A 21,026-nucleotide genomic window follows, 5' to 3' on the forward strand; every position below is an offset into this window, starting at 1 on the left:
CTACAGGCCCGGCAAATTGCCGCCGGGCCCGCCCAGCTCGCGGTGGATGAAATCGAAGATCTCGGCGTCCGTCGCGTCGTCGAGGGCGTGGGCGACGGGTTTCTCCTCGACGGGACCGCGGTCGTCGCCCCACCGGGCGACGAACGCCTGCAACTGCACCAGCAGCTTCTGCCGGGTCAGCCGGTCCGGTGCGCCGGCCGCGAAGACGCCGTCGAGCCGTTCCAGCTCGGCGAGCAGCGGGGCGGCCGCGGCGGCCCCGTCCTCGACGAGTTGGTCGCGCAGGTGCCGGGCGAGCGCGGCCGGCGTGGGGTAGTCGAAGACCACGCTGGCTGGCAGTTGCACGCCGGTGGCGGCGCGGAGCCGGTTGCGCAGCTCCACGGCCGTCATCGAGTCGAAGCCGACCTCGCGGAACGCGCGGTCGGGCTCCAGTCCCCCGCCCCCGGTGTGGCCGAGCACGGTCGCCGCCAGGCCGCCCACGAGTTCGACGAGGACGCCCTCGCGTTCGCCGGGGTTCAGCGGGCGCAGCCGCTCCCGCAGCGCGGTCGCCGCCTCGTCGTCCGCCGGCTGGCGGTCGTCGTCGGCGGGCAGCGCCGCGCGGGCCTCCGGGATGCCGGTCAGCAGCGGACACGGCCGCATCGACGCGAACGTCGGCACGAACCGGTCCCAGCTCACGTCGGCGACGACCAGCGCCGCCTCCTCGCGCAGCGCCTGCCCGAACGCCTCGACGGCCAGGTCCGGGGGCAGGCCCGGCAGGCCCCGCCGGCGCAGTTGCGCCAGCTCGGCCGACTCGGGGTCGTCGCGCCACGGCCCCCACGCCACGGCGGTGGCCACCAGGCCGCCGTGCCGCCGGTTCGCGACGAGCGCGTGCAGCAGCGCGTCGCCGGCGGACTGGCCGGCCCGGCCGCCCGCACCCCACACCCCGGTGGTGGAGGTGCACAGCACGAACGCGTCGAGCGGCCGGTGGGTCAGTTCGTCCGCGTACCTCGGGACGTCGCCGACGGTGGCGGTCAGGTCGGCGGCCAGGCCGGCGAGGGTCAGCTCGGCCAACGGCGCCGAGCCGGTCTCCGCCGGGACGTGCACGAGCGCGGTCACCGGCCGGCTCTCGGCGGCGAGCTGCTCCATCAGGTCGCCGAGCTTGCCCGTCGCCGGTTCCGCCAGTGGGAGCACCTCCGCGCCGTGGCGGCCCAGCCAGTCCGTGGTGTGCCGGGCGAGGGCGCCGGTCCCGCCGGTGAGCAGGACGGTGCCGTGCGGGCGGTACCCGCCGCCCGCCGCCGGCCGTCCGGTGTCCCGGACCAGACGCCGGGCGTGCACGCCGGCTTCCCGGACGGCGAGCTGGTCCTCCCCGTCGCCATTGGTCAGGGCGCCGACCAGGGCCGCGTACGCCGCCTCGCCCGCGACCGCCGGCAGGTCGACGACGCCGCCCACGTGCCGGGGGTGCTCCAGCGCGGCGACGAGACCGAGACCCCACGTGGTGGCCTGCGTCGGGTGGACGACCGGTTCGTCGTCGACGGCGACGGCGCCGGTGGTGGCCAGCCACAGCGGCACGGCCGGGCCGGAGCGGCCGGTGTGCGCCTGCACGAGCAGCAGGTTCGCCGCCAGGCCGGTGGGCAGCGCGGTCTGCTCCGGGTGCGGCGCCTCGTCCAGCGCCAGCAGGGAGAGCAGCGCCGTCGGCTGGTGCGCGGCGGTGAGCCGGTCGAGGTCGGCGGCCAGGCCGTCCCGGGTGACCGTGGCCGGGTCGACGGTCAGCACGTGCGCCGTCGCGGCGCCGGCCGTGAGCGCGGCCAGCACCCGGTCGGTGACCTGGTGCGGCGGGGCCACCACCAGCCAGGTGCCCGGGTCGGCGCCGGTCAGCGCCCGGCGCTCCCAGGTGACCCGGTACCGCCAGCCGGCCAGGGTGCCGTCGAGGTGCTGGCGGCGCCGCCACGACTCCAGCTCCGGCAGCAGATCGCGCAGCGGTCGGTCCGGGTCGATGCCGAGCCGGTCCAGGTCGCCGTCGGTGACCGCCCGCCAGAACGCGTCGTCCACCGGGTCGGCGGCCGGAGTCGGGACCACGTCGAGCGTCGGCCAGTAGCGCTGCGACCGGAACGCGTACGTCGGCAGCTCCGGCAGCCGGCGGGGATCCGGGCGGGGGCCGGCCAGCACGCCGAGCACCGCCGCCCAGTCGACGTCCCGCCCGGTGCCGTGCAGGACGGCCAGCGCGGACAGCAGGGCGGCCGGCTCGTCGGCCCCGGCGCGCAGCGCCGCCACAGCCGTCCCGTCGTCCTCGGTGGGCAGCAGGCCGGCCGTCATCGCGGTCAGCACCGCCTGCGGGCCGAGCTCCAGGAACGTGTCCACCCCCGCGTCGCGCAGCGCGGCGATCCCGTCGGCGTACCGGACGGCCTCGCGGACGTGCCGCACCCAGTAGTCGGGCGTACGGATCTCGTCGGGGTCGGCGACCCTTCCGGTCAGGTTCGACACGATCGGCAGCAGCGGCGCGGCGAACGTCAGCCCGTCGAGTACGGCCCGGAACCCGGCCAGCATCGGTTCCATCAGCGGGCTGTGGAACGCGTGGCTGACCCGCAGCCGGCGGGTGCGCACCCCCCGCTCCCGCCAGACCCGCTCCAGCCCGTCGAGGGCGTCGACCGCCCCGGCGACCACCACGGAGGTGGGACCGTTGACGGCCGCGACGCCGGCCCGGTCGGTCAGCCCGGCCAGCGACTCGACCACCGCCGCCTCGTCGGCGGCGACGGCGAGCATCCCGCCCCCGGCCGGCAGGGCCTGCATCAGCCGGCCCCGGGCGGCCACCAGCGTGCCGGCGTCCGCGAGGGACAGCACCCCGGCGACGTGCGCGGCGGTGATCTCGCCGATCGAGTGCCCGGCGACGTGCCCGGGCACCACCCCGAACGACTCGACCAGCCGGAACAGGGCCACCTCCAGTGCGAACAGCCCGGCCTGGGTGAACACCGTCTCGTCGAGCAGGGCGGCCTCGGCGCTGCCGTCGGCCGCGAACAGCACCGGCTTCAGCGGCTGCGGCAGCTGGTGGTCCAGCACTCCGCAGACCTCGTCGAGGGCCGCCGCGAACACGGGGAACGTGTCGTACAGCTGCCGGCCGGCGCCGGGGCGCTGGGCGCCCTGGCCGGAGAAGAGGACGGCGAGGCCGCCCGAACGCCGCCGGGCGGTGACCAGCGCCGCGTGGTCCTCCCCGACGGCCAGCGCCCGCAGCGCGGCCAGCCGGGTCGCCCGGTCGGCGGCGACCACGGTCGCCCGGTGCCCCAGGTGGGCGCGGCCGTCGGCGAGCGCCCAGGCGACCAGGTCGGCCGGGTCGTCGCCCGTCGCGGCCCGGTCGGCCAGCCGGCCGGCCTGGTCGCGCAGCGCGGCGAGGTCGGCGGCGGAGACCGGCCACGGCAGGGTCGCCCTGGGCCGTTCCCCGACGGGGACGACCGGCTCCGGCCGTTCCGGGGCCTGTTCCAGGATCACGTGGGCGTTGGTGCCGCTGATCCCGAACGAGGAGACGCCGGCCCGGCGCGGCCGGCCCGCGGCGGTCCACGGCCGTGCCTCGGTGAGCAGCGCCAGCGCGCCGGACGTCCAGTCGACGTGCGGGGTCGGCGCGTCGACGTGCAGGGTCGCCGGCAGCACCTCGTGCTGCAGGGCCAGCACCATCTTCATCAGGCTGGCGGCGCCCGCCGCGGCCTGGGTGTGGCCGATGTTCGACTTCACCGACCCGAGCCACAGCGGCCGGTCGGCGGGTCGACCCCGCCCGTACGTCGCCAGCAGCGCCTGCGCCTCGATCGGGTCGCCGAGGGTGGTGCCGGTGCCGTGCGCCTCGACCGCGTCCACGTCGTCGGGGGTCAGGCCCGCGTTGTCCAGCGCCTGCCGGATCACCCGCTGCTGTGCCGGTCCGTTCGGTGCGGTGAGGCCGTTGCTCGCGCCGTCCTGGTTGACCGCGCTGCCCCGTACGACGGCGAGGATCCGGTTGCCGTCCCGCTGGGCGTCGGAGAGCCGCTGGAGCAGCAGGACGCCCACGCCCTCGCCCCAGCCGGTGCCGTCGGCGGCTTCGGCGAACGCCTTGACCCGCCCGTCGGCGGCGAGGCCACGCTGCCGGGAGAACTCCAGGAACGCGCCCGGGGTGGACATGACGGTCACGCCGCCGGCCAGGGCGAGGTCGCACTCGCCGCTGCGCAGCGCCTGGGCGGCCAGGTGCAGCGCCACCAGCGACGACGAGCAGGCCGTGTCGACGGTGACCGCCGGGCCGTGCAGCCCGAACGAGTACGCCAGGCGGCCGGAGACCACCGAGGCGCCGTTGCCGGTGGCCTGGTAGCCCTCCACCTGGGACCGGGCGCCCAGCAGCAGCGTGGCGTAGTCCTGCCCGTTGGTGCCCATGAAGACGCCGGTGGCGGAGCCGCGTACCCGCTGCGGGTCGATGCCGGCGCGTTCGAACACCTCCCAGGTGGTGTGCAGCAGCAGCCGCTGCTGCGGGTCCATCGCCAGGGCCTCGCGCGGGTTGATCCCGAAGAACGCGGCGTCGAAGCCGGCCACGTCGGGCAGGAACCCGCCGCTGCGGGTGTAACTGGTGCCGATCCGCTCCGGGTCGCTGTCGAACAGGGCATCGAGGTCCCAGCCCCGGTCGGTGGGCATCGGCGTGACCGCGTCCACCCCGTCGGCCAGCAGCCGCCACAGCTCCTGCGGCGACGACACCCCGCCGGGGAACCGGCAGGCCATCGAGACGATCGCGATCGGCTCGTCCACCGGCGCCCGGACCACGGTCGCGCCGCCGACGGCCGGGCCGCCGTCCGCGCCGACCACGATTTCGGTACGCAGGAAGCGAGCCAGTTCCGCCGCCGACGGGTGGTCGAAGACCACGGTCGACGGCAGGGTCAGGCCGGTGACCCGACCCAGCCGGTCCCGCAGCTGCACGGCGGCGAGGGAGTCGAAGCCCAGCTCGCGGAACGCCCGGCCGGCCGGCACCTGGTCGGTGGTGGCGTGACCGAGCACGGCCGCCGCCTCCGCGCGGACGAGGTCGACCAGCAGCGCCTCCTGTCCGGTCGCCGGCAGCGCCGCGAGCCGGGCCCGCAGCCCGTCGGTGGCGGCGGCGCTCTCCGGCCGCTCCGGCTCCTCGGCGACGGCCGGGGCGACCCGGTCGAAGAGGTGGCTCGGCCGCACCACGGTGAACGCCGTGACGAACCGGGACCAGTCGACGTCGACGATCACCGGCGCCGCCTCCGGCGCGTTCACCCAGCGGCCCAGCGCCGCGACGGCGGCGTCGGGCGCGAGCGGGCTGAACCCGCGGCGGCGTAGGCCGTCCGCGGTCTCCCCGGCGGCCATGCCGTCCTCCGCCCACGGCCCGTACGCCAGGGCGGTGGCGGGCAGGCCCGCCGCCCGGCGGGCGGCGACGAGGGCGTCGAGCAGGGCGTTGCCGGCCGCATAGCCGGCCTGGCCGCCGCCGCCCCAGACGCCGGCCACCGAGGAGAAGACCACGAACGCGTCGAGGTCCCGGTCCCGGCAGGCGGCGTCGAGGTGCACGGCGCCGAGCACCTTGCCGGCCAGGGTGCCCGACAGCTCGCCGTCGGTCACCTCGTACGCCGGCGCGGTGCCGCCGGACGCGCCGGCGGTGTGCACGACGGCGGTCAGCCCCGGCAGCCCGGCCACGAGGGCGTCGACCGCCTCCCGGTCGGTCACGTCACAGGCCACCACCCGCACCGCACCCAACTCGGCCACCAGCTCCACCGCGCCCGGCGCACCCGGGCCGCGCCGGGAGGCCAGCACCACCTCGCCGGCACCGTTGGCCAGCAACCACCGCGCCACGTGCCGGCCCAGCGCACCCGTACCACCGGTGACCAGCACCGTGCCGGCGGGCCGCCAACCCGAACCGGCGGGCGGCGCGGCCGGCACCAGCCGCCGGCCGAAGAGGCCGTTGCGGCGGACGGCCACCTGGTCCAGGGTGCCGTCGGCCAGGACCGCGACGAGCCCGGCGCGGGTGCTCCGGTCGGCGCGCTCGGGCAGGTCGACCAGGCCGCCCCAGCGGTCCGGCTGTTCGAGGGCGACGACTCGACCGAGGCCCCAGGCCAGGGCGGCCCAGGGGTCGCCGGCCCGCTCGCGCGCCGTGACCGGCAGCGCGGTCCGGCTGAACGCCCACACCCGTCCCGGCAGGCCGGTGTCGGTGAGCACCCGGGTGAGGGTGAGCAGCACCGCTGCGCCGGCGGGAACCGCCGGGGTGTGCGCCAGGGGCTGGTCCTGCCGGGGCAGGACGCAGAGCACCCCGGCCCAGCCGTCCGCGCTGATGCCGCGCAGCCGCTCGCCCAGGTCGGCCCGGGTGAGGGTGGGCAGCACGGTCAGCGTGTCGACCTGGGCGCCCGCCTCGGTGAGCGTCCGCGCGATGCCCGCGTCGGCGCCGCTGTCGACGGTGACGACCAGCCACCGCCCGGACAGCCCGGCCGCCGGGGCCGGCCGCACCGGCTCCCACGCGACCCGGTACGACCACCCGTCCAGCGTGGTGTCCCGGGACCGGGCCCGCCGCCAGCGCGAGAGGACCGGCAGGGCCGGGCTGAGGGCGCCCAGGGCCTCGGCGTCGTCGCCGATTTCGGCGGCGAGGGCGGCCAGGTCGCCACGCTCGACGGCGGCCCAGAAGTCGGCGTCGCCGCTGTCCGGGGCGGCCTGCTTCGCCGTCGTGCCCTCGGGCCAGTAGCGCTGGTGCTGGAAGGCGTACGTGGGCAGGTCCACGCGGCGTGCGCCGGTGTCGGTGAACCACTGCCGCCAGGTCACCGGCACGCCGTGCACATGCAGGTCGGCCAGGGCGTGCAGCAGGGCGTGCGTCTCCGGCCGGTCCTTACGCTGCGCGGCGACGGCCAGCACGGCGTCATCCTCGGGCAGGATGTCCGCCGCCATCGCCGTCAGCACACTCTGCGGACCCACCTCCAGGAACGTGTCCACGCCCGCCTCGCGCAGCGCGGCGACCCCGTCGGCGTACCGCACCGCCTCACGGACGTGCCGCACCCAGTACTCCGGGGTGCGGATCTCCTCGGCATCCGCGACCGCACCGGTCACGTTCGACACGACCGGCAGCAACGGCGCGGCAAAGGTCAACCCGTCCAGGACCGCGCGGAACTCATCGAGGATCGGCTCCATCAGCGGGCTGTGGAACGCGTGGCTCACCGTCAACCGGCGAGTGCGAGCGCCCTGCTCCCGCCACGCCCGCTCGATGTCGTCGAGGGCCTCGACGGCCCCGGACACCACCACCGACGTCGGCCCGTTGACCGCCGCGATCCCGACCCGATCCGTGAGGCCGGCGATCGACTCGGCCACCGCGGCCTCGTCCGCCGCCACTGCGAGCATCCCGCCTCCGGACGGCAGGGCCTGCATCAACCGACCCCGCGCCGCCACCAACGCGGCGGCGTCCGACAGGGACAACACCCCGGCGACGTGCGCGGCCGTGATCTCACCGATCGAGTGGCCGCCCACGAAGTCCGGCACCACGCCGAACGACTCGATCAGCCGGAACAACGCCACCTCGACCGCGAACAGGCCCGCCTGGGTGAACACGGTCTGGTCCAGCAGCTCGGCCTCCGGGGTGCCCGCCTCGGCGAACAGCACCTCCCGCAACGGACGCGGCAACAGCGGATCGAGCTGCGCACACACCCCGCCCAACGCCGCCGCGAACACCGGGAATCCGGCCGACAACTCCCGGCCCATACCCGCACGCTGCGCGCCCTGGCCGGAGAACAGCAGCGCGAGCTGACCGCATGCGGCGGCGGAGCCGGTGACGACAGCGCCGGAGGGCTCGCCCGCGTCGAGGGCCCGGAGCGCGGAGAGCAGGCCGTCCCGGTCGGCCACCACGGCGACGGCGCGCTGTTCCAGCGCCGGTCGAGTGGTGATCGAGGACCAGGCCACGTCCAGCGGACGCGGGGCCTCGTCGGCGGTCAGCCAGCGCGCCCACCGGCCCGCCTGAGCGGCCAGGGCCGCGTCGGACCGGGCGGACAGCAGCACCGGCACCACCGGCGGCAGCTCCCGGGCGACGACCCCGCCCTCCACCACCTCGGCCGGCGGCTGCTCGATGATCACATGCGCGTTCGTACCGGAGATACCGAACGACGACACCGCCGCCCGACGCGGCCGATCCACGACCGGCCACGGCGTCGCCTCCGTCGCAAGAGCCACCGCACCCGACGTCCAGTCGATGTGCGGCGACGGCTCATCCACATGCAACGTCGGCGGCACCAGACCGTGCCGCATCGCCAGCACCATCTTGATCACACCGGCCACCCCGGCCGCCGCCTGCGTGTGCCCGATGTTCGACTTCACCGACCCCAACCACAACGGCCGATCCCGCGGCCGATCCTGCCCATACGTCGCCAGCAACGCCTGCGCCTCGATCGGATCACCCAGGGTGGTGCCCGTGCCGTGCGCCTCCACCGCATCCACGTCGGCGGTCGTGAGTCGCGCGTTCGCGAGGGCCTGCCGGATCACCCGCTGCTGCGACGGACCGTTCGGCGCCGTCAAACCGTTCGACGCGCCGTCCTGGTTCACCGCCGTGCCCCGCACCACCGCCAGGATCCGCCGGCCCTCCCGCTGGGCGTCGGAAAGTCGCTGCACGAGCAGCACGCCGACGCCCTCGGACCAGCCGGTGCCGTCGGCGGAGGCGGCGAACGACTTGCACCGACCGTCCTGTGACAGGCCCCGCTGACGCGAGAACTCGATGAACGTCCCCGGCGTCGCCATCACCGTCACGCCACCGGCCAGCGCCAGGTCACACTCGCCGCTGCGCAACGCCTGCGCGGCCAGATGCAGCGCGACGAGGCTGGAGGAACACGCCGTGTCGACGGTGACCGCCGGGCCTTCCAGCCCGAACGTGTACGCCACCCGCCCCGACAGCACGCTGCCCGAGGTGCCGGTGCCGACGTAGCCCTCCACCTCGCCCGGCTGGTCCATCAGGCGGGAGGCGTAGTCGTGGTACATCACCCCGGCGAACACGCCCGTACGGCTGCCCCGCAGCCGCTGTGGGTCGAGGCCGGCCGACTCGAACGTCTCCCACGACGCCTCCAGCAGCAGCCGCTGCTGCGGATCCATCGCCAGGGCCTCCCGCGGCGAGATCCCGAAGAACCCGGGATCGAACTCCGCCGCCCCGTACAGGAAACCACCGTGCCGCGTGTACGACGTACCACTGCGGTCCGGGTCCGGGTCGAACAACGACTCCAGATCCCAACCCCGATCCGCCGGAAACTCCGAAATCCCGTCACCACCGGCGGCCAGCAACTCCCACAACTGGTCGGGAGACTCCACCCCGCCCGGGTAGCGGCAGGCCATGCCCACGATCGCGATCGGCTCGTCGGTGCCAACGACCGTGCCAGCGACCAGGTCGGCGGTCGACTGACGGACCCCGGCCAACTCCGACCAGAGGTGGTCGGCGAGCACCGCCGGGGTCGGGTAGTCGAACACCAGCGTCGAGGCCAGCCGCAGCCCGGTGGCCGCGTTCAGCCGGTTACGCAGGTCCACGGCGGTCAGGGAGTCGAAGCCCAGCTCGCGGAACGCCCGGTCCGCCGGCACCGCCTCCGCGCCGCCGTGCCCGAGCACCTGCGCGACCAGGCCCCGCACCAGCACGTCGACCTGGGCCCGGCCCTCGTCCTCGGTCAGCCCGGCGAGCCGGTCGGCCCACCCGCCACCGCCCTGCCCCGCCTGGCGGCGGGTGCTGGTCGTTCCGATGAGGGTGCGCAGCACGGCCGGCACGGGACCGCCGGCGGTCGCCGCCCGCAACGCGGGCACGTCGACCGCGGCCGGCACCAGGGCCGCCCGATCCGCCACCAGCGCGGCGTCGAACAGCTCCAACGCGACCTCGGCGCTCATCGGCGTCAGACCCGCCCGCGCCGACCGTGCCCGGTCCGCCTCGTCGAGGGAAGCGGCCATGCCGGCGGTGTCCCACATGCCCCACGCCAGGCTCACCGCCGGCAACCCGAGCTGCCGCCGCCACACCGCCAACCCGTCCAGGAACGCGTTGCCCGCCGCATACGCCGACTGACCCGGCGAACCCAACACCCCCGCCACCGACGAGAACACCACGAACAGATCCAGACCCAGACCCGCCGTCGCCTCATGCAGCAACCAACCCGCCGACACCTTCGGCGCCAGCACGGCCCCGAGCCGCTCCGCGGTCAGCCCCTCGACGACCCCATCGTCCAGCACACCAGCGGTGTGCACCACACCCGCCAACCGGCCCTCGGCAGTGATCTCGGCGACCAGCGCGTCGACCTGGCCCCGGTCCGTCACATCACACGCCACCACCCGCACAGCAGCACCCAACGCGGCCAACCGCGCCGACAACTCGGCCGCACCCGCAGCCTCCGAACCCCGCCGCGACACCAGCACCAGCGACCGCACACCCCACGACGACACCACGTGCTCCGCCACCAACGCACCCAACGCACCCGTGCCACCGGTCACCAGCACCGCGCCGTCACCCAGGTTCGGCGTCTCCGCCGCCACCGTGAGGCCCGCCCGGACGAGGCGGGGCGAGTACACCGCGCCCCTGCGGACGGCCAACTGACCGCCGGTCGTGGCCGGCTCCCGCAGGACCCCGTCGAGCGTGGTCACCAGCGCGGCGTCCAGGTCACCGTCGACATCCGCGAGGACGATGCGCCCCGGGTGTTCCGACTGCGCCGACCGCAGCAGACCCCACACCGCCGCACCCGCCAGATCCGTGACCCGATCCTCGGCACCGACCGAGACCGCGCCCCGGGTCACCACCACCAGCGTCGAGCCCGCCAGCACGTCGGCCGCCAGCCAGGACTGCACCGTCGCCAGCACGCCCGAGGTCACCGCCCGAACCGACTCCAGCGTCTCCGCTGCCGACTCGGACGCGGGGAACACCGGAAGCAGCAGCGCCCGAGGGACGGACTCCTCCCCCGCGACGGCCGCCGCATCGGGGTACGCGACCAGCCCGACCCGTGCCGCCAGCTCGGCCGGCATCTCCCGGCCGTCCGCCAGCAGCGCCCATCCGGACGCCTCCCCGCCGGGGGTGACCTCCACGGCCGGCCACCGCAGCTCGAACAGCGACCGCGATGCCGCGCCCGGCGCGGCCACCCCGGTCAGCTCCCGCAGAACGAGGGAGTCCACCGACACCACCGGCGCGCCCGCCTCGTCGTACGCCGCCAGCCGCACCCCGGAACCGTTGCGGGTCAGGCGCACCCGCAGCACCCCCGCACCCGAGGCGTGCACCTGCACACCCTCGAACGCGAACGGCACCCGCGGCCCACCCGACTCCTGCGAAACTAGCAGCCCGATCGGGTGCAGAGCGGCGTCCAGCAGCGCCGGGTGCACGCCGAACCGCACCGCCTCCGTCGCGGCGTCGTCCGGCAGGACCACCTCGGCGAACACCTCGCCCCCGCTGGTCCAGGCCCGCCGCAGCCCCTGGAACACCGGCCCGTACGCCAGGCCGTGCTCCGCCAGCGCCGGGTACCACTCCGCCAGGTCCACCTCGGACGCCCCCGCAGGGGGCCAGGTGACCATGTCCGGCTCGTCGGCGGTGGACGACTCCAGTACACCCTCCGCGTGCCGGGTCCAGCCCGCCTCGGGGTCGTCGTCCGAACGGGAGTAGACGGCGACGGTGCGGTGCGTGGAGTCGACGGTCCCGTCCACCCGCACCTGGATCCGCACGCCCCCGCTGCCGGGGACGACCAGCGGGGCGGCCACGGTCAGCTCCCGCAGCCGGGAGAGGCCCACCTCGTCGCCGGCCCGCACGGCCAACTCCACCAGGGCGGTGCCCGGGACCAGCGTCAGCCCGGAGACCGTGTGGTCGGCCAGCCACGGGTGCGTGGCCAGGGAGAGCCGGCCCGTCAGCACCATCTCGTCGTCGCCGGCCAGGTCCACCGTCGCGCCGAGCAGCGGGTGCTCGGCGCGGCCGAGTCCCGCTCCGGACACGTCGCCCGTACGCGCCCGGTTGGCGGCGGGCCAGTAGCGCTCGTGCTGGAAGGCGTACGTGGGCAGGTCGACGCGGTGTGCGCCAGTGTCGGCGAACCACGGCTGCCAGGTCACCGGCACCCCGTGCACGTGCAACTCGGCGAGGGCGTGCAGCAGGGCCTGCGTCTCCGGCCGGTCCTTGCGCTGGGCGGCGACGGCCAGCACGGCATCGTCGTCGGGCAGGATGTCCGCCGCCATCGCCGTCAGCACACTCTGCGGGCCGACCTCCAGGAACGTGTCCACACCAGCGTTCCGCAGTGCGGTGATCCCGTCGGCGTAGCGCACCGCCTCACGGACGTGCCGCACCCAGTACTCCGGCGTGCGAATGTCGCCGGCGTCGGCGAGCGCCCCCGTCACGTTCGACACCACCGGCACCAGTGGCGCCGCGAACGTCAACCCGTCCAGGACCGCGCGGAACTCGTCGAGCATCGGCTCCATCAACGGGCTGTGGAACGCGTGACTGACCGTGAGCCGGCGGGTGCGCGCACCCCGGCCCTGCCAGAGCTGCTCCACCTCGTCCAGCGCCTCGACGGCGCCCGACACGACCACCGAGGTGGGCCCGTTGACGGCGGCGATGCCGACGCGGTCGCCCAGCGCGGCGATCGACTCGATCACCGCGGCCTCGTCGGCGGCCACGGCCAACATGCCGCCACCGGCCGGCAGCGCCTGCATCAACCGGCCCCGCGCCGCCACCAACGCGCACGCGTCGGCCAGGGACAGCACCCCGGCCACGTACGCGGCGGTCACCTCACCGATCGAATGACCGCCCACGAAGTCCGGCACCACACCGAACGACTCCACCAGACGGAACAACGCCACCTCGACCGCGAACAACCCGGCCTGCGTGAACACCGTCTGATTCAGCAACCCGGCCTCGGCCGTACCCGCCTCGGCGAACAACACCTCCCGCAACGGACGCGGCAACAGCGGATCAAGCTGCGCACACACCTCGCCCAGCGCGGTCGCGAAGTCCGGGAACAGGGCGGACAACTCCCGGCCCATGCCGGCGCGCTGCGCACCCTGACCGGAGAAGAGCAGCGCGAGATGGCCCCGCTGCCCGGCAGCGCCGGAGACGACCGTACCGACGGGGTCGCCGTCGGCGAGGGCGGTCAACGCCGCGACCAGGTCGCCCCGGTCGGCGGCGGTCACGACCGCCCGGTGCTCCAGCGCGGGCCGGGTGGTGACGGAGGACCAGGCCACGTCCAGCGGACGCGAGGCCTCATCGGCGGCGAGCCAGCGCGCCCACCGGCCCGCCTGCGCCGACAGCGCGGCGGCGTCGCGACCGGACAGCAGCACCGGCACGACCGGTGGCACGTCGCGGCCGACGATCTCGCCCTCGATCACCTCGGCCGGCGGCTGTTCGATGATGACGTGGGCGTTGGTGCCGGAGATGCCGAACGACGACACCGCCGCCCGACGCGGCCGGTCCACCTGCGGCCACGGCGTCGCCTCGGTCGCCAGGGCCACCGCACCGGCCGTCCAGTCGACGTGCGGCGACGCCTCGTCCACGTGCAGGGTCGCCGGCACCATGCCGTGCCGCATCGCCATGACCATCTTGATCACACCCGCCACACCGGCGGCGGCCTGCGTGTGCCCGATGTTCGACTTCACCGACCCCAACCACAGCGGCCGATCCTGCGGACGCTCCTGCCCGTACGTGGCCAACAACGCCTGCGCCTCGATCGGATCACCCAACGTGGTGCCCGTGCCGTGCGCCTCGACAGCGTCCACGTCAGCCGGGGTGAGCCGCGCGTTCGCCAACGCCTGACGGATCACGCGCTGCTGCGAGGGACCGTTCGGGGCGGTCAGGCCGTTCGACGCGCCGTCCTGGTTGATGGCCGTGCCGCGCACCACCGCCAACACGCGGTGCCCGTTGCGCCGCGCGTCCGACAACCGCTCCACGAGCAGCACGCCGACGCCCTCGGACCAGCCGGTGCCGTCGGCGGAGGCGGCGAACGACTTGCACCGACCGTCCTGCGACAGGCCCCGCTGACGCGAGAACTCGATGAACGTCCCCGGCGTCGCCATCACCGTCACGCCACCGGCCAGCGCCAGGTCACACTCGCCGCTGCGCAACGCCTGCGCGGCCAGATGCAGCGCCACCAGCGACGACGAGCAGGCGGTGTCGACGGTGACCGCCGGCCCCTCCAGGCCGAACGTGTACGCCACCCGCCCCGACAGCACGCTGCCCGACGTGCCCGTGCCGACGAAGCCCTCGGCGTCCGGCGGCAGGTCCATCAGGCGGGAGGCGTAGTCGTGGTACATCACCCCGGCGAACACGCCCGTACGGCTGCCCCGCAGCCGCTGTGGGTCGAGGCCGGCCGACTCGAACGTCTCCCACGACGCCTCCAGCAGCAGCCGCTGCTGCGGATCCATCGCCAGGGCCTCCCGCGGCGAGATCCCGAAGAACCCGGGATCGAACTCCGCCGCCCCGTACAGGAAACCACCGTGCCGCGTGTACGACGTACCACTGCGGTCCGGGTCCGGGTCGAACAACGACTCCAGATCCCAACCCCGATCCGCCGGAAACTCCGAAATCCCGTCACCACCGGCGGCCAGCAACTCCCACAACTGGTCGGGAGACTCCACCCCGCCCGGGTAGCGGCAGGCCATGCCCACGATCGCGATCGGCTCGTCGGTGTTGGCGGTGAGCACCGCCGTCCGGCGGGCGGTGATCTGTCCGGAGACCTGCTCGTAGAGGTGGTCGACGAGCACGGTCGGGGTTGGGTAGTCGAACACCAGCGTCGAGGCCAGCCGCAGCCCGGTGGCCGCGTTCAGCCGGTTACGCAACTCGACCGCGGTCAGCGAGTCGAAGCCCAGCTCCCGGAACGCCCGGTCCGCCGGCACCGCCTCCGCGCCGCCGTGCCCGAGCACCTGCGCGACCAGGCCCCGCACCAACACGTCGACCTGGGCCCGCGCCTCGTCGGGCGCCAGGCCCGCCAGCTGGTTGGCCCAGTCGCCGCCCCGCGCGGCCCGTCGCCGGGACGCCGTCGACCCGATCAGGGTACGCAGCACGGCCGGCACCGGGCCGGCGGTGCCGAGGGCCGCCCGCATCGCCGGTACGTCGATCACGGCCGGCACCAGGGCCGCCCGATCCGCCGCCAGGGCGGCGTCGAACAGCTCCAACCCGGTCTCGGCGCTCATCGGCGTCAGGCCCGCCCGCGCCGACCGAGCCCGGTCCGCCTCGTCGATCGAGGCCGCCATGCCCGCCGTGTCCCACATGCCCCACGCCAGGCTCACCGCCGGCAACCCGAGCTGCCGCCGCCACACCGCCAACCCGTCCAGGAACGCGTTACCCGCCGCATACGCCGACTGACCCGGCGAACCCAACACCCCCGCCACCGACGAGAACACCACGAACAAATCCAGACCCAGCGACGCCGTCGCCTCATGCAGCCACCAACCCGCCGACACCTTCGGCGCCAACACCCCAGCCAGCCGCTCGACGGTCAACCCCTCGACCACACCGTCGTCCAACACACCAGCCGTGTGCACCACACCCGCCAACCGGCCCGCCGCGGTCACCTCACCGACCAGCCCGAACACCTGATCCCGGTCCGTCACATCACACGCCACCACCCGCACAGCAGCAGCACCCAACCCGGTCAACCGCGCCGACAACTCGGCCGCACCCGCGGCCTCCGGACCCCGCCGCGACACCAGCACCAGCGACCGCACACCCCACGACGTGACCAGATGCTCCGCCACCAACGCACCCAACGCACCCGTGCCACCGGTCACCAGCACCGTGCCGTCGCCGAGGGTCGGCGTTCCCGCCGCCGCGCCGACGCCCGCCCGCACCAGACGGGGCACGAACACCGCGTCGGAGCGGACGGCGACCTGGCCACCCGTCGCCACCGGCTCGTCCGCCACCCCGGCCAGGACACCCAGCAACCCGGCGTGCAACTCGCCGTCCACGTCGGCCAGGACGATCCGGCCAGGGTGCTCCGACTGCGCCGACCGCAGCAGACCCCACACCGCCGCACCCGCCAGATCCGTGACCCGATCCTCGGCACCGACCGAAACCGCGCCCCGGGTCACCACCACCAGCCGCGAATCCGCCAGCACGTCGGCCGCCAGCCACGACCGCACGGCCGCCAGCACGGCCGACGCCGCCGCGCGCACCGCGTCCGGGACGGCGGCAGCCGGCGCGTGGACCAGCAGCGCCAGCCCCGTCGGCGCGGCCACCTGACCGGCCTCGACCGCCGCGACGAGCGCCTCGACGTCCGGGAACGCCGGCAGGTCGGCGGGGGCCGGCGAGCCCACCAGCGCCCATCCGGAGACGTTCTCGGCGGCGGCGACCTCCTCGGCCTGCCAGGTGACCTCGAACATCGAGCGGGCCGCCGCGTTCGTCGCGGCCACGCCGGTCATTTCGCGCAGAGCCAGCGAGTCCACCGACACCACGGCGGCGCCCGACTCGTCACACGCGACCAGCCGCACCGTCGTACCCACACGCGTCAGGCGGACCCGCAGCACGCGCGCACCCGAGGCGTGCACCTGCACACCCTCGAACGCGAACGGCACCCGCGCCCCACCCGACTGCTCCGTGCTGGGCAGCAGCCCGATCGGGTGCAGGGCCGCGTCCAGCAGCGCCGGGTGCACCCCGAACCGGGCGGCCTCCGTCGCCGCCTCGTCCGGCAGGACCACCTCGGCGTACACATCGTCCTCGGCGGTCCATACCCGGCGCAGCCCCTGGAACACCGGCCCGTACGCCAGACCGTGCTCCGCCAGCGTCGGATACCAACCCGCCAGGTCCACCTCGACGCCGCCGACGGGGGGCCACTCCCCCACGCCCGGCTCGTCGACGGACGCCGGCTCCAGCACACCCTCCGCGTGCTGGACCCACTCGGCCTCGGGGTCGCCCTCGGCCTGGGAGTGCACCGCCACGACCCGGGTGCCCACCTCGTCGGCCGCGCCGACGCGCACCTGCACCCGCACGCCGCCGGAATCGGGCAGCACCAGCGGCGCGGCGATCGTCAGCTCCCGCACCCGCGACGCGCCCACCTCGTCGCCCGCCCGCACCGCCAACTCCACCAACGCCGCGCCCGGCACCACCACGACGCCGGAGACGGCGTGGTCGGCCAGCCAGGCGTGGGTGGCGAGCGACAGCCGGCCGGTCAGCACGGCCATGTCGGCGCCGGCGACGGTGACCGCCGCGCCGAGCAGCGGGTGCCCGGCCACGCCCAGGCCGGCGCCGGACACGTCGGCGGTACGCGCCTGACCCGCGCCGAGCCAGTACCGCTCGTGCTGGAAGGCGTACGTCGGCAGGTCGACGCGGGTGGCGCCGGAGTCGGTGAACCACTGCGGCCAGGTCACCGGCACGCCGTGGACGTGCAGCTCGGCCAGCGCGGCCAGCAGCGCCTGCGGGGCGTCACGGTCCCGGCGCTGGAGGGCCACCGCGAGCGCGTCGTCGGCGAGCAGGTCGGCGTTCATCGCGGTCAGGACGCTCTGCGGGCCGATCTCGAGGAAGGTGTCGACCCCGGCGGCGCGCAGGGCGGCGACGCCGTCGGCGTACCGGACGGCTTCCCGGACGTGGCGGACCCAGTATTCGGCGCGGGTGATCTCCTGCGGGTCGGTGAGCGCCCCGGTCAGGTTCGACACGACCGGCACCAGCGGTGCCCGGAACGTCAGCCCCGCCAGGACCGTGCGGAACTCGTCGAGCATCGGCTCCATCAGCGGGCTGTGGAACGCGTGGCTCACCGTGAGCCGGCGGGTCCGGACGCCCCGGCCCTGCCAGAACTGCTCCAGCTCGTCCAGTGCCTCGACGTCACCGGAGACCACCACGGCCGCCGGCCCGTTGACGGCCGCGATGCCCACCCGGTCGCCCAGCCCGGCGATCGACTCCGCCACGGCCGCCTCGGCAGCGGCCACGGCGAGCATCCCGCCGCCGGCCGGAAGCGCCTGCATCAACCGACCCCGCGCCGCCACCAACGCGCACGCGTCCGCCAGGGACAACACGCCGGCCACGTACGCCGCCACGATCTCACCGATCGAGTGGCCGCCCACGAAGTCCGGCACCACACCGAACGACTCGACCAAACGGAACAGCGCCACCTCGACCGCGAACAACCCGGCCTGCGTGAACACCGTCTGGTCCAGCAGGTCCGCCTCCGGGGTGCCCGCCTCGGCGAACAACACCTCCCGCAACGGACGCGGCAACAGCGGATCCAGCTGCGCACACACCTCGCCCAACGCCGCCGCGAACACCGGGAAGCGGGCCGCCAGTTCTCGGCCCATGCCGGCGCGCTGCGCGCCCTGGCCGGAGAAGAGCACGGCCAGTTGGGTACGCGCCGCGCCGGTGCCGGTGACCACCGCGCCGGACGACTCACCGGCGGCGAGGGCGCGCAGCCCGGCCAGCAGCTCGTCCCGGTGCGTCGCGGTGACCACCGCGCGGTGTTCCAGCATCGCCCGGCTGACCGCCGACGACCAGCCGACGTCGACGGGGCGCAGGTCCTCGTCGGCGGCGATCCAGCGGGCCCATCGGTCCGCCTGCGCCGCGACGGCGGCCTCGGACCGGGCCGACAGCAGCACCGGGGCCGGCACCGGCTCGGCGGCGGGTTCGGCGCCGCTGGCCGGCCCGCCGGCGGCCCGGGTGGGCTCCGCCTCGGCGGGCGGTTGCTCGATGATCACGTGCGCGTTGGTGCCGCTGACGCCGAACGACGAGATCGCCGCGCGCCGGGGCCGGTTCGCCGCCGGCCAGTCGCGCGCCTCGGTGAGCAGGGAGACGGCTCCGGCGCTCCAGTCGATGTGTGGGGACGGCTCGTCCACGTGCAACGTCGAGGGCAGCACGCCGTGCCGCATCGCCATGATCATCTTGATGATGCCGGCCGCCCCGGCCGCGGCCTGGGTGTGGCCGATGTTCGACTTGATCGACCCGAGCCACAGCGGCTCCCGGCCCTGCCGGTCCTGCCCGTACGTGGCCAGCAGCGCCTGCGCCTCGATCGGGTCACCGAGGGTGGTGCCCGTACCGTGCGCCTCGACGGCGTCCACGTCGGCCGGCGTCAGGCGGGCGTTGGCGAGGGCCTGTCGGATCACCCGCTGCTGCGACGGGCCGTTCGGCGCCGTCAGCCCGTTCGACGCGCCGTCCTGGTTCACCGCGCTGCCGCGCACCACCGCCAGGATGCGCCGGCCCTCCCGCTGCGCGTCCGACAGGCGCTGCACCAGGAGCACGCCGACGCCCTCGCTCCAGCCCGTGCCGTCGGCGGCGGCGGCGAACGACTTGCACCGGCCGTCCTGCGACAGCCCGCGCTGGCGGGAGAACTCGATGAACGTGCCGGGGGTGGCCATGACGGTCACGCCGCCGGCCAGGGCCAGGTCACACTCGCCGCTGCGCAGCGCCTGCACCGCCAGGTGCAACGCCACCAGGCTGGACGAGCACGCGGTGTCCACGGTGACCGCAGGGCCTTCCAGGCCGAACGTGTACGCCACCCGACCCGACAGCACGCTGCCGGAGGTGCCGGTGCCGAGGTAGCCGCCCACGCCCTCGGGCAGGTCCTGCACGCCCGAGGCGTAGTCGTGGTACATCAGCCCGGCGAACACGCCGGTCCGGCTGCCGCGCAGCCGCTGCGGGTCCAGGCCCGCCGACTCGAACGTCTCCCACGAGGTCTCCAGCAGCAGCCGCTGCTGCGGATCCATGGCCAGGGCCTCGCGCGGCGAGATGCCGAAGAACCCGGGGTCGAACTCGGCCGCCCCGTACAGGAAGCCGCCGTGCCGCGTGTACGACGTCCCGGGGTTGTCCGGGTCGGGGTGGAAGAGCCGGTCGAGATCCCAGCCCCGGTCGGTCGGGAACTCGCCGATGCCGTCGGACCCGCCGGCGACCAGGTCCCACAGTTGCCGCGGGTTCGTCACGCCGCCCGGGTAGCGGCAGGCCATGCCCACGATGGCGATGGGCTCGTCGACGGTCGTCGCCCGCACGGCCTGCTGCTGGTCGGCGACCTGGCCGGACAGCTGCTCGTACAGGTGGTCGGAGAGAGCGCCGGGGGTCGGGTAGTCGAAGACGAGCGTCGAGGTGAGCCGCAGCCCGGTCGCGCTGTTGATGCGGTTGCGCAGCTCCACCGCGGTGAGCGAGTCGAAGCCCAGCTCCCGGAACGCCCGGTCCGCCGGCACCTGCTCGGCGCCGCTGTGGCCGAGGACCTGCGCGACCAGTCCGCGCACGAGCAGGTCGACCTGCGTCCGCGCCTCCTGCGGGTCGAGCCCGGCCAGCCGGTCGGCCCAGCCTCCGGTGCCGGAGCGGCGGCGCTTCGCGGCCGGTCCCACCAGGGCCCGCAGCATCGGGGGTACGCGGCCCGCGGCGGTCTGCGCCCGCATGGCGGGCAGGTCGACGACCGCCGGGACCAGCGCCGCCCCGCCGTGGGCCAGGGCGGCGTCCCACAGCCCGAGACCGACCTGGGCGGTCATCGGGACCAGGCCGGACCGGCTGACCCGGGCCCGGTCGGTGTCGTTGATCGACGCGGCCATCCCGTCGGTGTCCCACATGCCCCACGCGAGGCTGACCGCGGGCAGCCCGCGCTGCGCCCGCACCTGGGCGAGGGCGTCCAGGAAGGCGTTGCCGGCGGCGTACGCGGCCTGGCCGGGAGAGCCGAGCACCCCGGCGACGGAGGAGAACAGCGCGAACAGGTCGAGGTCGAGGTCGGCGGTCGCCTCGTGCAGCCACCAGCCCGCCGTGACCTTCGGCGCCAGCACGTCCGCCAGCCGGTCGGCGGTGATTCCGCTGACCACGCCGTCGTCCAGGACACCGGCGGTGTGGACGACACCGGCCAGCCGGTCCTCGGCGGTGACCGCCCGGACCAGCTCGCCGACCCGCGCACGGTCGGTGACGTCGGCCGCGACCACGCGGACGGCCGCGCCCAGCGCGGTCAGCCGCGCCACCAGGTCGTCGGCGCCGGCGGCCGCCGGGCCCTGCCGGGAGACCAGCACGAGCGAGCGCACGCCGTACGCGGTGACGAGGTGCTCGGACACCAGGGCGCCCAGCGATCCGGTGCCCCCGGTCACCAGGACGGTCCCCCGGTCGAGGGTCGCCGGGGCCGGTGCGCCGCCGGCGGCGCGGACGAGCCGGGGCAGGTACGGAATGCCGGCCCGCACCGCGAGTTGCCCGCCGACACCCG

Annotated in this window: 1 protein-coding gene (only partly in view); it reads right to left on the bottom strand. The window is 75.4% G+C overall.

Annotated elements, in window-relative coordinates; all coding sequences use genetic code 11:
- Positions 1 to 21,026: the 3' portion of a type I polyketide synthase gene (locus ACGFZ2_RS28190; RefSeq protein WP_393458664.1), read on the bottom strand. Its footprint extends 8,824 nt past the window's final position; only the last 21,026 of its 29,850 coding nucleotides appear in the window; its start codon lies beyond the right edge, outside the window; it ends in the stop codon at positions 1 to 3.

The sequence above is a fragment of the Micromonospora sp. NPDC048063 genome (genome assembly GCF_043202855.1).
Lineage (GTDB): Bacteria > Actinomycetota > Actinomycetes > Mycobacteriales > Micromonosporaceae > Micromonospora.